This is a genomic window from Neobacillus terrae (assembly GCF_011393025.1).
In the GTDB taxonomy this organism is placed as follows: Bacteria; Bacillota; Bacilli; order Bacillales; family Cytobacillaceae; genus Neobacillus_A; species Neobacillus_A terrae.
The window spans coordinates 369,970-385,154 of sequence record NZ_JAAOEO010000001.1 but is presented as its reverse complement, the minus strand read 5'-3'; the positions used below and the strand labels follow the sequence as shown (position 1 = coordinate 385,154).

Here is a 15,185-nt window from a genome sequence, read left to right as displayed (position 1 = left end):
CCGGCTTTTTTTGGAATATAATATTAAAATTGTATTGTTTATCTTTTGTTCAACTTGATTCGATTTATAGATTCTCTATTTTAGTTTTTAATGCTAGGAAATAATATTTCAACGATAGTTCCTTTTCCTTCTTCACTATCAATTGAAATAGTACCGTTATATTTCTCGACCAGCCTTTTCGCAATGGAAAGCCCAAGACCAGTACCACCTTTTTCTCTGCTTCTCGCTTTATCAATTCGATAAAATCTATTAAATACCTTGGACACTTCATCAGGTGGAATCCCTATTCCATTATCTATAACTTCTATACAAATTAAATCTCCCTTTTGCTTGGCAGAAACCACTATTGTTTTCACCCTCTGGGAGTATTTGACCGAATTATCCATAAGTATAATGAGTATTTGCTGCAAATGTTCACTGAAAATGGAAATATAATCAAGTGGTTGTTTAATCTCTGCCACTAATTCAAAATCAGGATGTAGCACCTCAAAGTTTTTAACCACCTGGTGAATAATTAACTCCGGATCTGTTTTCTCGTTGGGCTGCATAATTCTGGAATTCTCCGCCCTAGTTAAGTCAAGTAAATTAAATACTAATTTTTTCAGACGAGAGAGCTCTTGCATTGATGCAGACAGTGACTCATCTAAAATTGCCTCATCCTTTTTGCCCCAGCGATTCAATAAGGCTACATGGCCTTCCAAAATGGATATAGGAGTCCTTAATTCATGAGAGGCATCTTCTACAAATTGTTTTTGCTGCAGGAAGGAGCTTTCAATTTCATCCATCATATCATTAAAAATATTTGACAGGTCTGCAAGTTCATCATTTCCTTCAGGAACAACCATTCTCTCCTGGAACCTATTTTCTTTGATTCTTTTCATTGTTAAAGTAAGCTCGCGAACAGGTGTTAAAAATTGCTTTGCCAATATAAAACCAGTCAATGCACTAAATAAAATAGCAGCAATCCCAAAGGTTGTCATAATGATAAATAGTTCATCCATCATTCTTCCATACGATGTAAGTTCTCTAACAATTTCAATTGTACCATGAAAATTTCTTGTATTAATTGGGGTTCGTACAACAATGGTTTCATTTTCTTCAGAAGTTATATGATCCAATGTTTTTTCAGATGCAGGTAAGGGCTCAAGAGTGGGGAAATTTCCATTTTTATCAGAAATAATTACTTTTCCCTTGTTATCATAAACCCTTATCAGCTGGTTTTTGTCATTCAACCGATTTAACAGACTGCTGTTCTTTTGTATATAAGCAACATCCAGACGATTTTCTTTTTCTTTATAATAAGATGTAATCTCCGACAATGTTTTATGGACAGACGCTTCTTCGCGTTTAAGCATCCACTTGGAAACCATATGGAATTGAAGGAAATTAACGATAAAGAATGTGAAAAATATCGCAGTTGAACTGCTTAAGATTAACTTCGAGCGCCATGGCATTTTTTTAAAAAAGAAAAAAGGCTTTTTCATTATCTCATCACATATCCTGTGCCACGCACCGTTTGAATATAACTCTGCTCACTATCATCGTCGATTTTATTCCTTAAATAACGGACGTAAACATCCACGACATTTGTCTCAACACCTGTATTATAGCCCCAAACTTTATCTAGCAAGACTTCCCTCGTTAACACAATATTAATATTGCTGATGAAAACCACTAATAAATCGTACTCTCTCTTTGTCAGATTTAATACGCGGTCTCCCTTTTTTACTATGCATGATTCCAATTCCACGGAAAGGTCTTTAAAGGTTAGAACTGTCAGTTCAGAATGTGAAAGCTGATCCATTCTTCTAAACAATGACCTTAGCCTCGCAAGCAGCTCCTCGATAGCAAAGGGTTTCACAATATAATCGTCTGCTCCGCTATCAAGGCCGGAGACACGGTCAAGAACGTCATCTCTTGCCGTTACCATAACTACTGGAAGCAATGGTTTGGTTTGGCGGATTCTTCTGCAAACCTCAATCCCGCTTAATTCCGGAAGCATGAGATCGAGCAGAACAGCATCCCATTCCTCAGTAACCGCTGTATTCAATCCTGTTCTGCCGTCTGAGCAGACCTTTGTTTCATAGCCTTCATACTTTAATTCCAGTTCAATAAATCTTGCCAGGTTTTTTTCGTCCTCTATTATTAAAATCCTTGCCAAGGCATTTCACTTCCAATTTATAAATAGTAACTCCTGTGCTTATTTTATCCTATGTTTATCCTGAATAAAATCAAAGAAGGCATGCGCGATCTCAATTGATTGAAAAGATATCAATGAAAAAGCCGTTATAGCAAAGAAGACTACCGGCACTAAACGTATCCACCACATTTTCTCTCCTCCTTATGATACTCTGATCAAATAAATTGGCAGAAAAAATTGATGGAATTGTTATTATCATTAGAGTAATAATGATTTCATCATATACCTGTTAATTTAGATGTTGATGAGAAAATTATGAGAATTCCCTGTGAACACGAAAAGAGGACACCTACATGGTAAACATCTATAATTTCCTAAACAGCGAGAAAATACAATGAATTGGCGATTGATACTATCGACAACATTTGTATAAGTGAGCCTAAAAAAGAAAAAACACATGCCGGGGGGACATGTGATAATTAGAGAGAACCATCATTATTGGTTAGACCGATTTCTAGCAGCAAAACAAATCTGATCTAAGCAACAATGAATTTAATATCAGCTGTTCTGAAATAAAGTTCTCAAATAATTTATTTATACTCGTTCATCTTAGCTTTCCAATACGAAAAGGGAATGAGAGAAACATTAGAATTTAATTAGAAAGCTCTCTACTAATACCTGATGGGTCTGGAAGCAAAGAAAATTTCTCTTCCAAAATCTCAGCGATTCTTTCCGCTGCTTCCTCATGGCTTAGGGAATAAATATCATAAAAATCCCCCTCATATTCCTGAAGCTTGTGATCATATTTTGGATCATAATAATCTCTTAATAATACCTCAATCATATCCTCATATTTTCGTTCTTCCAGGGCGTTAGTCAAAGCACTTCTAGCCTCTTCATTCTTTAATCTTCTAAAAACCTTTTCAAGGGCTTCCTCTATTTGTTCATGATATCCTATTTCACTTTTGAATGGCTCAATATATTCCTCGGTAATATGTTTGATCCTTTGTTCCATAGTTGTTGAAAGGTAGATATGCACGCCTGTCCGTTTCTTCTCCATTAGCTCATCTGGCTGTACGCATTTTCCAACTCTCTTGCTTTCTGCCTCCATAATAAAATATGGGGAACCCTGAAGTTCTGTAAGACGCTGGAATAAAAGAGCATCAAATGTTTTTTGATTATTCCCCTGACCCAGACCAACGGTGCCAAAGATAGAGCCCCGATGGGCCGCCATTCCTTCCAAATCCATAATTGGATAACCTTTTTTAGCAAGGATTTTTAAAATTTCCGTTTTACCCACTCCTGTTAATCCGTGCAAAACAACTGCTTTTTCTGGCAGAAGAGTAGGGATTAATTTTAAAATGGCCTGACGGAAGGCCCGATAGCCACCTGACAGTCTTCGAGCATGAAGACCAGAAAAGTCAAGGAAGGAGGTAACAGCTTTACTCCTGTTTCCACCTCGCCAGCATTGAATAACAGGTGTCTTTCCCTCCGATACTTCTTTAATTTCCTTAAGCAATTCAGGTAATTTTGGTGAGACAAGTTCCATTGCGCGCCATTTAGCAGCAGCCTGGCCTTCATTTTTATATATAACTCCTATTTCATGTCTCTCTTCGTCAGTGAACAATGGGACATTAATAGAACCTGGGATAAATCCATCTTTATATTCAATAGGTGCTCGTACATCTATAACTACAGGATCTTTTAAATCTAAAAGTTCCTCAATAGTAATTTCTCTCATTTTAAACAAACTCCTTAAAACTGTATTTACATTACTATTCTAAAGGAAAAATAACGTCTTGGAAACTTCCATAACCTATCATACCTTATTTAGGAGTTTTGACAGAAACTATAATAGATAACCCCAAATAAAAAAGCTGCTCTTTTTGGCAGCATTTCTACAAGTATGTGAAAGAAACCTTTTTCTTATTTACATCCACTTTTTTAATAAAAAGGCACTGTTATACTTTACTGTTGATTTTCAGCTCCACAAAGGAATGCTTCTAAGCAGAATCATCGCAGGGACAGGCACCCTTTTGCCTGTCACGAAGCCACTCGCTTTTCCCGAAGGAGTCCCGCGACTTTCCACTACAACCAACATAGGTAAAATCAGCATTAATTGTTAACGTAGCCTATTGAAAAGAAGATGCTGTAAGCTTTTCAATAGCCCTGCAAAATTTCTTCCATTGTGGAGGGAACGCTTGCATTCCCTCGCTTTTATATACTGTTTTTTTTGTCTTCAATTCCACGAACCAGTTTGTACCATCCAGAATAATTCCTTCGTTTGTTGGATAAGAAGGTTCCCAATCCCATAGCTTCATTGAAAGTATATCCCTTTTAAATTCTTCGAAGTCACCTGGCAATTTTGATTGATATAAATCTCCCGTCTTTATTTCTCCATCTCTATTTCGAGTCCAGACAAGATAGGTAAATCTCTTTTGGAGAAAATTAACTCTTACTTGATAACAAGGACCACTAAAACCGCCTACGTATGCTTTTAAAAATTCAGGGTATTTTTCAGGAAGTATAGAGATTTGTTCATTTTGATTATAAAATAAATCTTTTTTTCGAGTGATTACAGACTGAATCTGTGAGGGTAAAAATGGCCTAGCCATTTCAAGGTCCTGTACATGATTTAATTCCCTGCATATATCAGTAACGGGCATAGGTCCTTTTTCCTCTAAAATAGATATAATTATTTCATACACTTTCATTTTTCATCCCCCTGCAGGTTAAACCTTGTTAAAAGTTTATCATGAAATGAAGGTATCTGGTATCTCCTTTGAGTATATGGTATACATCCACATTCTGCTATAACAAAAAGCTCGATAATATAGGGAATATTTGATTAACTTCACTGACAGTTAGTTTTCATAAAAAAGGGTATAAGAGAGTAAAAGAGGTGTTTACCCTGATAAACGAAATGGCAAAGAATTTTGAGAAGCCACGGGGCTTTCTTGGTAAAATTACAGGATTGATTATGTATTTCGAAAACAGAAAGATCAATAAATGGACTATCGACCAACTCAAAATCCAAAAAAACGATCGTATCCTAGAAATTGGATACGGACCAGGATATGCAGTTCAATTCATTTTGGATCATTATAAGCCTTTAAGGGTAGACGGAATTGATGTATCAGAAAAGATGAAGGACACAGCATCGAAACGAAATAAAAATTGGCTGGATTCCGGAACGCTTCGATTATTCAGTGGGGATGTTTCCCAATTTGAAACCTTAAGCAACACCTATGATAAAATCTTCTCTGTGAATAACTATCCGCTCTGGGAGGAACAAATGAAATCACTCAAGCAGCTTTTCCATTTTCTTAAACCAGGGGGCAAAATCATTTTAACCGTACAGCCCCGGGAAGAAGATGCTACTGACAAAACCGCACGCCTTTTAGGAGAAAGCATGAAACAGGATCTTCAAAATGCGGGGTTTTCCAAAATTAACATTTCATTTAAGAAGGTAAGACCGATTTTAACCGTTTGTGTGAGCGGTGAAAAATAATAATAACATGCTGATGTACTAGGAATTATTGATAGGCATGATGCGACATGACGTCTCAAACAAAAAAGTCCACTCAGATGAGTGGATTTTTTTAAAAGTCATTCTGTTAAATCATAGTTTCTTTATGAAGGGAGGATACTAACTTTTCAATACCCTGCAAATCGTTTTTAATAAAAAGCTCAACAATTCTGCTTCCTACTACAACTCCATCACAAAAGGATGCTAATTCGCGAGCCTGTTCTTCGTTAGATACTCCGAAACCGGCAAGAACAGGAATGGCAGAAAGCCTTTTAACCTCCTCCAAGAACTCTCCAATTCCTGACTGGTATTCCTTCCTTGTTCCTGTTATCCCTTTAACGGTAACTGTATAAAGGAAGCCGTTTCCCTTTTGAGAAATCATTTCTATTCTTTCTGGGGGAGTAGCCAGGGTAACAAGTCTGATCAGTTCAACATTCGCTTTTTCCAGAAGAGGGGCAATGATATCCTCCTCCTCAACCGGAAGGTCCGGAATAATACAGCCATCTATTCCGGCTTCTCTTATGTCCTCTGCAAATCGCTCCACTCCATAGGAAAGGATTGGATTCAGATAGGTCATAAATAAAATGGGTACGGAAATGTTTCCCTTTGTTCTTTTTAGCTCAACTATTACATCCCGTAAACTGACTGAGTTGGCAAGCGCCCTTATTCCAGCCTGCTGAATGACAGGTCCATCAGCAACTGGATCCGAAAAAGGAATTCCAACCTCTATTAAAGAAGCTCCGAATTTTTCAAGTGTTAATAGCCGATCTGCCAAACAGCCGAGTCCGCCATCCCCCGCCATGATATACGGTACAAAAGCCTTTTGCCCGTTTTCTTTTAGTTGTTTGAAGGTTTCCTGAATTCGATTCATTGTGATTCCCCCCTTTTTATAATGCTCCTTACTGTATCAACGTCTTTATCTCCACGGCCAGAAAGACAAATAATTAAAGTTTCTGTTTCTTTCATTTTTGCTGCCTGCTCGAGAGCAAAAGCGACAGCATGGGCGCTCTCAAGAGCTGGTATAATTCCTTCAAGCTGGGCTAGCAGCTGAAATGCGGATAATGCTTGTTCATCTGTAATAGAATCATATATTACACGTCCTGCATCCTTAAGATAGCTATGTTCTGGACCTACTCCAGGATAATCGAGACCCGCCGAAACTGAATGGGCCTCCTGAATTTGTCCATCTTCATTTTGCAAGAGGTACATCAAAGAACCATGGACAACTCCGGGCCTTCCTTTTGTAAGTGACGCAGCATGATATGGGGTATCTATACCTCGGCCTGCCGCTTCGACACCATATAACTTTACGTCCGTATCTCCGATAAAAGGATAGAACATCCCCATTGAATTACTTCCTCCACCAATACAGGCAACGACAGCTTCAGGAAGCTTTCCCTCTCTTTCAAGGATTTGTTCACGTGTCTCATTGCCTATTACACTCTGAAAATCTCTTACCATCATTGGGAACGGATGCGGTCCCATGACTGAGCCTAACAGATAATGGGTATCGTCAGCATTGGCAACCCAGTAACGAAGTGCTTCATTTACAGCATCCTTTAAGGTTGCACTGCCTGATTTCACACTAACTACCTTTGCTCCCAGGAGTTCCATTCGGAACACATTCAGGGCCTGTCTCTTAACATCCTCTTCACCCATAAAAACAATACAGTCAAGCTTTAATAGTGCACATACTGTTGCTGTAGCCACTCCGTGCTGCCCTGCCCCAGTTTCAGCAACAATTTTCCTTTTTCCCATCCTCACAGCCAGGAGAGCCTGACCTATAGCATTGTTAATTTTATGGGCTCCTGTATGGTTAAGATCCTCACGCTTTAGATAAATCTTTGCTCCCCCAGAATGCTTTGTTAGGTTTTCAGCAAAGAACAGCGGTGTGTCACGCCCTACATATTCTTCAAGAAGCCTTTTCACTTCTGCCTGAAACTCCGGGTCCTTTTTTGCCTTTTCGTATTCTATTTCTAGTTCAAGTACCGGCTGCATAAGAGTCTCTGGTACATATCTTCCTCCGAACATTCCAAAATGGCCTCTTTCATTTGGCAGTGCGTAATCTATCATTGTGTAATCCTCCCTTTGTTTTTTTTAGCTTGCTCTATAAATTTCCTGATTTTTTTTATATCCTTTATTCCGTTTGTCTCTACTCCACTGCTTACATCAACCATTACTGGATTTATTGTTTGGATTGCCTCCTGAACATTTTCAGGATTTAGCCCACCTGCCAGAATAATAGATTTCCCGTTTAATGTTTTTGAATCTATTTCATTCCAATTAAAAGAAATGCCATTTCCGCCAATATACTTACCTTTAGGGCCATCCAGCAGAAGGAAGTCAGCCGGATAGTCAGTTATATAAGATAAATCCATTCCTTCCTCGATACTTACAGCTTTAATAACCGAAAAAGGAAGGCTTTGGGATAATTCATGGCTTTCATTGCCATGAAGCTGTATGTGAGTTAATCCAACATAATCTGCAATCAGTTCCATGTTTTCTTTACTCTCGTTAACGAATACTCCAACTTTCATTATATTGGATGGCAAAATCTCAGCAATTTCCCTTGCTGTTTCCTCATCTATTTTGCGTTTGCTCTCAGCAAAGACGAAACCAATGGCATCAGCACCAAGATCCGCAGCTGCCAAGGCTGTTTCTTTATCTGTAATCCCACAGATTTTCACCTTCATTTTGCTGCTCCCTTCAATAACGGGACCCTCAATTCAGTTAAATTCTTTTGAATATCTCCGCTTCTCATGAGGGCTTCCCCTACAAGAATTCCATTCGCGCCCGCATTTCGAACTTTTTCTGCATCTTCTTTAGTGAAAATACCGCTCTCACTGATTAAAAAACAGCCTGAAGATTTTACTCTCCCAGCCAATTGCTGGGTGGTCTCTAAAGATACATTGAAATCTCTAAGGTCGCGATTGTTAATACCTATTAGCTGAGCCTTTATCCGTAAGGCCTTATCCAGTTCTTCAGCATTATGAACCTCTACAAGCGGCTCAAGGCCCTTACTTTTAGCGTAGTTATACAGCTCAAACAGCTGATCTTCATCCAAAGCAGCAGCAATTAATAATATTAAATCTGCTCCGCTTGCATTGGCAAAATCGATTTGAATTCTGCTTATGATAAAATCCTTGCAAAGAAGCGGAATCCCTACCGCTTCCCTAATTACTTTTAAATCTTCAAAAGAACCCTTGAAAAATGTTTGGTCTGTTAAAACGGATATGGCTGAAGCTCCGCTCTCTTCGTATTGCTTTGCCTGCTGTACCGGGTCTGCGGCTCCATTGATTATCCCTTTTGATGGCGAAGCTCTTTTAAATTCGGCTATAACAGCAAGATCCTCCGCTTTTCCCAGCTTCTCTATTAATGACCTTTTTGGTAAAACCTCGTCTAATTGTGTTGTTTTATTTTCTTTTAATTTTCTTATTTCCTTTTCTTTTTCCTTTAAGATTTTATCTAAAATGGTTCCCATTCAGATTGCCTCCTGCCTTACCTTTTTTGACTTATCAACTAACTTCATGAGTTTTTCCTTTGCTGCTCCGGAGTCTATACTTTCTTTAGCAATCTCAATACCTTCTTTAATGGATTGGGCCTTTTCAGCTGCATAGATTCCCAGCCCGGCATTCAATAAAACGGTTTCCCTGTAAGCTCCCTTTTCACCTTTAAGAACTCTTAGAAGGATATCAGCATTCTCCCTGGCTTCCCCTCCAATGATGGCACTGTTGTCAAAACGAGAAAGACCCACTTCCTCCGGATAAAAGGAGGACGATGAAATTTGCCCATTTTCCAAAACACATAAATGGTTCTCTCCTTGTAAGGATGCCTCATCCATGGAACCTGCCCCATTGAGGACAACTGCTTTCTTTCTGCCTAAAGTTTTAAGCACCTCACCAAATAGCGGGAGTAGATCTTTCCTATAAACACCCAGTAATTGATAATCTAAATCTACTGGATTCGTAAGCGGCCCGATAAAGTTAAAGATGGTTGGAATTCTTAACTGCTTTCTAACCATCATAATTTTTTTCAACTTTGGGTGGACATATGGGGCGAACAAAAAGGAAATGCCGATTTCCTTTAAATTTTCTTCCGTCTGTTCTGGAGTAAAATCAAGCCTTACTCCCAGATGTTCTAGAACATCGGCGCTCCCGGTCCTGCTTGAAATGCTCCGGTTTCCATGTTTGGCTACAGTGATTCCTGCACCGGCCAATACAAAAGCAGATGTAGTGCTGACATTGAAGCTTGAAGATCCATCCCCGCCTGTTCCGCAATTATCTAAAACATTCCTTAATCCTTGTGTAACTGGAAGAGATTGTTCCTTCAAAGCCCGAACTATCCCAGCAATTTCTTCAACTGTTTCACCCTTTGCCTTCAATCCCATTAGGAATGCAGCTATTTCGCTTTCCGATACGTCTTCATATAAAACACTGCGAAATGCTTCTAGCATCTGCTCTTCTGAAAATGATTTTTTTTCAGCCAATTGGAGCAAATAGTTTTTCATTTTCACTCTTCCTTTCTATTTCAGCTATAAAATTTTCAATTATTTTTTTCCCAGTAGGTGTTCCGATGGACTCAGGGTGAAACTGCAAACCATAAACCGGATATTCCTTATGCTTTACAGCCATAATTTCCTTATCATCCAAAGAAACGGCCGTACATTCCAGTTCTGCTGGCAGGCTGTCTTTAGTAAGCAAAAGCGAATGGTACCTCATTACTTCTAAAGGGGTTGGCGTTGCGGCAAAAAGATGGCTGCCGCTATGTTCGATTAAAGAGGTTTTTCCGTGTTTGATTGTATTTGCTCTACCTATTGTTCCACCGAAAGCAAGCCCGATCGCCTGATGTCCCAGGCAAACTCCCAGAATGGGAAGTTTTTGATAAAAAGCCTTGATTACGTCTATACAAATACCAGCATCCTCGGGTCTTCCGGGCCCAGGTGAAAGGATAATAGCCTTTGGCCTCATTTCCTCTATTTGCTGGATGTCTAAACTGTCATTCCTGACAACTTTCACTGTTTCTCCAAGTTCACCAAGATATTGATAAAGGTTATAGGTAAAGGAATCAAAATTATCAATAAGTAAAATCATCATTTTCCTCCTAAAAAGGATTTCAGTTTATTGATTGTCTCTTCATATTCGCTAACAGGCTGTGAGTCAAGGACGATGCCTGCTCCTGCCTGAATATAGGCAGCTCCATCTTTTAGAATGGCTGTTCGGATCGCTAACGCAAAATCCATATCTCCTCCGGCCGACAAATAGCCAACTGCTCCGGAATAAAGCCCTCTCCTGCTGTTTTCCAAGTTATTTATTATCTCCATGGCTCTTACTTTGGGAGCTCCTGAAACGGTCCCTGCTGGAAGGCAGGCTGCCAGTGCATCTATTGCTGTTTCGCCTTCTTTCAATTCACCCGTTACTTCTGAAACAAGGTGCATGACATGCGTGAATTTCTCCACTTCCATATACCGCTGCACAGAAACTGTGCCGAATTCACATACCCTGCCTAAATCATTTCTTCCAAGATCCACCAGCATTCTGTGTTCCGCGAGTTCTTTTTCATCCGTTGCCAGTTCCCTTGCAATTTCCACATCTTCATCAGTACTGTTTCCCCGTTTTTTTGTCCCGGCAATGGGATTAACCGTTACTTTCTTTCCCCGGGTCTTTACGAGGCTCTCCGGAGATGAACCAATTACGGTGTACTCCTCAAAATCGATATAAAACATATACGGTGTTGGATTGGCTGCCCGGTGCTTCCTGTAAAGAGAAAGCGGAGAACCTTTAAACTCCGATTTCATTCTTTGTGATAAAACCACCTGGAATATATCACCATTTATGATATGTTCTTTTGCTGTTTCAACTTTTTTAATAAATTCATTTCGTTCTAGCAGAGGTTCAAACCCTGACAGGCTCGCCTCCTCCATCTCCTGGTAAGGAACAGCCGCTTTAAGTTCTTCCTGTCTTTTTTCTATTCTTTTTCTAATGCTTTCCTCGGTGCTTTCTTCAAGTAAGGGCATTCCAGCAATGTAGACCTTTTTTTCAAGATGGTCGAAAATAACCATTTCTTCATAAAACATTAGGTGTACATCCGGCATTTGAAGCTCATTTTTCAATTCCCCGCCAATGTTTTCAAACTGGCGAACGATATCATAACCTATATATCCTACTCCGCCTGCAAATAATGGAAGTGAAGAATGAAATCCTTCGATTGCAGGCAGTAAATTTTTTATTATTGAAATGGGATTTCCTTTTAATATCCTTTTCTCACCATTAGGCTGAATAATTTGATTTGTCTCTCCGTAGCTGACAAGTTCGAAAGCCGGGCTGCAGCCTATAAAGGAATATCTTCCTTCCTCCTTGTGTTTAAGCGAACTTTCCAGCAAAAACTTTTTATTTCCGCTTAATTTTTGAAGTATCCCAATGGGTGTAAATGTGTCCCCCTCGAGTTCAACGCAACAGAAATTTTCTTGTGATGTTTTTGGTGTATTCATTTTCGCTTTCCTTTCCTGAAAAATAAAAAAGTCCCCTATACACATAATGGTTTGTGTATAGAGGACGATTAACTAACCGCGGTGCCACCTCAGTTGAAACAGGAGGATTCCTGTTCCCTCTTTCGGATACAAGGACTAAATGTCCGATACCCTATCCTTTTAACGGTGGAATTCCGTGCTGCCCTACTATGGTTCAAGCAGCCTCTCGCAAGCCCATTCGACAAATGGTTTCATGCCGGCTTCCACCTGCCCCGGCTCTCTGGAAAGAAACATAAATGTCTACTCTTCTTGCTCAACAATTTTCATATTTAAATACAAAAAGGCCCCCATCCAAAAAGGACGGGAGACCCGTGGTGCCACCTTCATGAGCTATTAAAAACAGCCCGCTCTACCGATATCAAAGCTTATTAGCTTGAATACCTGTCTCTTGTAACGATGAGATCTTCGCCAGAGCCTACACCATTTTTCAGGTTCGGTCCGGAAGCTCGGAAGTCCATTCACTAATACGTCTGCACTGATTTTCACCAGCCATCAGCTCTCTAAAGCATCCGTAAAAGCTACTACTCTTCGTCTTAGCTATTTCGTATTCCTTATATTGTTTTCTATATTAAGCTAAAGGGTTTAAGGTGTCAAGAATTTTTATAAAATTTGTTTAATGTTCTTTTATTGATTATGTTTCTACCCTCATGTAGTCTTAACCAATTCCTTTTAAAAGGCTTATAAAGACAAACTTTTCCTTTTCTTAAAGGGAACGTTCTTTATAAGCCTAATTGAGGACTAACTCTAGGTTATCAAATAGTCTAAATAATCTTTCTTTTTAACTCTATTCGTAAACTTTGTTGTTTAAAACATCAAAAATAGACTCGCTTTCCGCGGGCAATCCGCGAGCCTCCTCGGTCGCAAACGACCTGCGGGGTCTCGCCTGGCTTGCTTTTCCCGCAGGAGTCTCGCCTATTTTTGCTCACTGTCTTTTCAAATGCAAAAATCTCCTAGAAAAGAGCCTTCTTTTTTCAAAACATTGACTCAATCTATTTAACCCTTATTTGTTAAAATTTAAACTTAGAGTAGTCTTTTACCTCCCCTACAATTCAATACCTTTTTTCTTCATTTCAATAACTGTAAGGACAAACATAGCATGAGACCAGGTAAGTGGTAATACCCAAGCTGGCTTTCCTGTTACTTTGTTTATCTGTTCCGGAAGAAGGTCCAGTTCTGTAGAATATTTCACACACCAGTCCAGCAGCTCTTTCGCCTTTTCAAGCCTATCTATGTGTGTATAATATAAAGCCAGCCAAAGTGTGGCTAAAATCCATGGGTTTCCTCCAATGTAAATATCTCCCGGATAGCGTTCGATGCCGCCAATCAACTGAGAGGTGCACAATGCCTCGATGGTTTCAGCAGTTCGAATCATACGCGGCTCATTGGCATCTATCATTCCAAATGGTACGTTAAGACCTAACAAACTAATATCAACCATATCGTCTTTTTCGAGCTGATAAACGGGGTAGCCTTTACTATCCTCAGATGCCCGAACCTCTTTGCCGGCTGCCTGATGACGGGCAAATTCCGCATGATCAATGGTTAGAAAAAACGCTCTATAGAAGGACCCTATATCTTCGTTATAGCCCTTTTCCAGGATGGTTTTCTTCATTTCTTCAGCTGCTGACTTGTAGCGTTCAGCGAGCTCTTCCTCGCCATTCTTAATGGCAAATTCTGCTGCTCCCATCAGTCCTCCATAAACAGCTGAGGCAGAGTAAAAATGCTCACCGTCCCGCTTTTCCCATAAATCCTTACTTGGCAGCGGCAGCTTTGTGTCCGGATCAATAAAGCTTACAAGAAAATCTGCACCCTTCCTTACGGTCGGCCACATATCCATCAGAAACTGATAATCCTGTGTAATTTCATAATGCTGATGTATACCCCAAAGAATTGAGCCCGTTTCGTCAATCTGCAGCCCCCATGTTGGTGCCAGGATAATATCAAGATAATAACGCTGCTCCCAGGCACCCGACTGGGATTGAATACTTTTTAGCCAGTAAAAAAACTTTCGAGCCCGATCATGATAGCCCGCCTGATCCACTGCTGATGAGATAAATGCAGCATCTCTACCCCAACAATAGGCGTAGCCCCCGGAGAAATCATAGTCTTCATCCACCTCTGGACCTGCAATAAAACCGCCATCCCGGTTGTGCATCAGGTGAAATACAAGCAGTGATCGTTCATAGATATTATTAATACCGGGATCTTTTATCTCGAGGGGATCAGCCTCATTTAGATAATGCTTCCAGTAATTATCAGTCTTTATAAAATGCGATTCATAAGAGTCTCTTTTTGCCTCGGTCAGCAAAGCAATAGCATTCTCGTGGCCATGAGCTGCTGTAATAAATATGGAAAGGCATTTTTCATCGCCCGGTTCTAAATCCATTTGTTCATATTCGATACCGCTCGATGAACGATTAATAATTCGTGAACCGTTCAGTTTTCCGTATACAACGTCATCCACCGATGCGCCACATTGTAGTTTTTTTACCTCCTGGTCAGAACCTACGGCGAAAGCGTACTCTCTATGATAGTGAACCATGCAGTCTGATGATTCATCAAAAAATACGGTCTGATACCGTTTCTTTTCGTCGATCATAAAATCGCTATATACCGTAACTGCCAGTGACAGCGATTTAGAAGATTCATTTTTTATAGAAATGTGCCGGACCAAAATATTTTTATCAGGCAAAACAAAATCTGTTTGACTCACACGCAGGTCAAGGCTGTCCATAAATGCCTCGGTCTCAAGAATATTTGTTTTCGGTAAATATCTCTGCTTGTGGGTCCACATATCATCATGAAAAAAATAGGTGCGATCGGAGCCGGGAAGACCTCTAATCCCGACATAGAACCGGTTTAAATGTTGTGGAAAATCGATGTTCGGCCAAACAATCCTTTGTGCCTGGCCATCTTTTGTCAAAGATACAAGCATACTTGAATTTCCGAGTATGGCATCTGTTAAGTAAGGTTTTTTTTGCAAAGCTGTC

The 15,185-nt window shown here is 39.7% G+C and carries 14 protein-coding genes and 2 other annotated features; of the genes, 1 reads left to right on the top strand and 13 read right to left on the bottom strand.

Annotation, left to right across the window (positions count from 1 at the left end; genetic code table 11):
- Nucleotides 1-80: 80 nt before the first annotated feature.
- From G8761_RS02000 to G8761_RS01985, 5 genes are all read right to left on the bottom strand, one after another.
- The gene (locus G8761_RS02000) at nt 81-1,484 is read right to left on the bottom strand and encodes a HAMP domain-containing histidine kinase (RefSeq protein ID WP_166023110.1); all 1,404 of its coding nucleotides are present in this window, start codon (nt 1,482-1,484) and stop codon (nt 81-83) included.
- Nucleotides 1,484-2,161, bottom strand: a complete 678-nt coding sequence (locus G8761_RS01995; protein WP_166023108.1) for a response regulator transcription factor — start codon at nt 2,159-2,161, stop codon at nt 1,484-1,486. Before G8761_RS01995 ends, G8761_RS02000 begins: the two co-directional genes overlap by 1 nt.
- 39 nt (nt 2,162-2,200) lie before the next feature.
- On the bottom strand, nt 2,201-2,329 hold the full coding sequence (locus G8761_RS27600; RefSeq protein ID WP_275940677.1) for a hypothetical protein: 129 nt from the start codon (nt 2,327-2,329) through the stop codon (nt 2,201-2,203).
- 463 nt (nt 2,330-2,792) lie between these two features.
- Nucleotides 2,793-3,881, bottom strand: a complete 1,089-nt coding sequence (mnmH, locus tag G8761_RS01990) for a tRNA 2-selenouridine(34) synthase MnmH (protein ID WP_166023106.1) — start codon at nt 3,879-3,881, stop codon at nt 2,793-2,795.
- Between the two features lie 391 nt (nt 3,882-4,272).
- The gene (locus G8761_RS01985) at nt 4,273-4,854 is read right to left on the bottom strand and encodes a hypothetical protein (RefSeq protein ID WP_166023104.1); all 582 of its coding nucleotides are present in this window, start codon (nt 4,852-4,854) and stop codon (nt 4,273-4,275) included.
- A gap of 188 nt (nt 4,855-5,042) precedes the next feature.
- Here G8761_RS01985 and G8761_RS01980 point away from each other — a divergent pair, with 188 nt between their 5' ends.
- The gene (locus G8761_RS01980) at nt 5,043-5,651 is read left to right on the top strand and encodes a class I SAM-dependent DNA methyltransferase (protein ID WP_338000900.1); all 609 of its coding nucleotides are present in this window, start codon (nt 5,043-5,045) and stop codon (nt 5,649-5,651) included.
- A gap of 106 nt (nt 5,652-5,757) precedes the next feature.
- On the opposite strand, the gene trpA is transcribed toward G8761_RS01980, so the two are convergent.
- The 8 genes from trpA to G8761_RS01940 form a co-directional block, all read right to left on the bottom strand.
- Entirely contained in the window at nt 5,758-6,540 is a 783-nt protein-coding gene (trpA, locus tag G8761_RS01975) for a tryptophan synthase subunit alpha (RefSeq protein WP_166023102.1), read from the bottom strand.
- The gene (trpB, locus tag G8761_RS01970; protein WP_166023332.1) at nt 6,537-7,739 is read right to left on the bottom strand and encodes a tryptophan synthase subunit beta; all 1,203 of its coding nucleotides are present in this window, start codon (nt 7,737-7,739) and stop codon (nt 6,537-6,539) included. The genes trpA and trpB overlap by 4 nt, the downstream gene beginning before the upstream one ends.
- Nucleotides 7,739-8,362: a phosphoribosylanthranilate isomerase gene (locus G8761_RS01965; protein WP_166023100.1), complete on the bottom strand. Its 624-nt coding sequence runs from the start codon at nt 8,360-8,362 to the stop codon at nt 7,739-7,741. The genes trpB and G8761_RS01965 overlap by 1 nt, the downstream gene beginning before the upstream one ends.
- The gene (trpC, locus tag G8761_RS01960) at nt 8,359-9,150 is read right to left on the bottom strand and encodes an indole-3-glycerol phosphate synthase TrpC (RefSeq protein ID WP_166023098.1); all 792 of its coding nucleotides are present in this window, start codon (nt 9,148-9,150) and stop codon (nt 8,359-8,361) included. Before trpC ends, G8761_RS01965 begins: the two co-directional genes overlap by 4 nt.
- Nucleotides 9,151-10,176, bottom strand: coding sequence for an anthranilate phosphoribosyltransferase (gene trpD, locus G8761_RS01955; protein ID WP_166023096.1), 1,026 nt, complete (start codon nt 10,174-10,176; stop codon nt 9,151-9,153). It abuts the gene before it with no gap.
- Nucleotides 10,148-10,759, bottom strand: a complete 612-nt coding sequence (locus G8761_RS01950) for an anthranilate synthase component II (RefSeq protein ID WP_166023094.1) — start codon at nt 10,757-10,759, stop codon at nt 10,148-10,150. The genes trpD and G8761_RS01950 overlap by 29 nt, the downstream gene beginning before the upstream one ends.
- On the bottom strand, nt 10,759-12,156 hold the full coding sequence (gene trpE, locus G8761_RS01945) for an anthranilate synthase component I (RefSeq protein WP_166023092.1): 1,398 nt from the start codon (nt 12,154-12,156) through the stop codon (nt 10,759-10,761). The genes G8761_RS01950 and trpE overlap by 1 nt, the downstream gene beginning before the upstream one ends.
- 57 nt (nt 12,157-12,213) lie before the next feature.
- Nucleotides 12,214-12,461 (bottom strand) — a binding site (T-box leader).
- A 27-nt stretch (nt 12,462-12,488) separates the two neighbouring features.
- Nucleotides 12,489-12,739, bottom strand: a binding site (T-box leader).
- Nucleotides 12,740-13,237: 498 nt separating this feature from the next.
- Nucleotides 13,238-15,178 (bottom strand): glycoside hydrolase family 15 protein, encoded by a 1,941-nt coding sequence (locus G8761_RS01940; protein ID WP_166023090.1) that lies wholly within the window; start codon nt 15,176-15,178, stop codon nt 13,238-13,240.
- Between the last annotated feature and the right edge of the window lie 7 nt (nt 15,179-15,185).

What these genes read in the sequence shown, in the direction of transcription:
- trpA (WP_166023102.1), bottom strand. Translation starts at nt 6,540, where the DNA reads ATGAATCGAATTCAGGAAACCTTCAAACAACTAAAAGAAAACGGGCAA.
- trpC (WP_166023098.1), bottom strand. Translation starts at nt 9,150, where the DNA reads ATGGGAACCATTTTAGATAAAATCTTAAAGGAAAAAGAAAAGGAAATA.
- G8761_RS01985 (WP_166023104.1), bottom strand. Translation starts at nt 4,854, where the DNA reads ATGAAAGTGTATGAAATAATTATATCTATTTTAGAGGAAAAAGGACCT.
- G8761_RS27600 (WP_275940677.1), bottom strand. Translation starts at nt 2,329, where the DNA reads ATGTGGTGGATACGTTTAGTGCCGGTAGTCTTCTTTGCTATAACGGCT.
- trpD (WP_166023096.1), bottom strand. Translation starts at nt 10,176, where the DNA reads ATGAAAAACTATTTGCTCCAATTGGCTGAAAAAAAATCATTTTCAGAA.
- G8761_RS02000 (WP_166023110.1), bottom strand. Translation starts at nt 1,484, where the DNA reads ATGAAAAAGCCTTTTTTCTTTTTTAAAAAAATGCCATGGCGCTCGAAG.
- G8761_RS01950 (WP_166023094.1), bottom strand. Translation starts at nt 10,759, where the DNA reads ATGATTTTACTTATTGATAATTTTGATTCCTTTACCTATAACCTTTAT.
- G8761_RS01965 (WP_166023100.1), bottom strand. Translation starts at nt 8,362, where the DNA reads ATGAAGGTGAAAATCTGTGGGATTACAGATAAAGAAACAGCCTTGGCA.
- mnmH (WP_166023106.1), bottom strand. Translation starts at nt 3,881, where the DNA reads ATGAGAGAAATTACTATTGAGGAACTTTTAGATTTAAAAGATCCTGTA.
- trpE (WP_166023092.1), bottom strand. Translation starts at nt 12,156, where the DNA reads ATGAATACACCAAAAACATCACAAGAAAATTTCTGTTGCGTTGAACTC.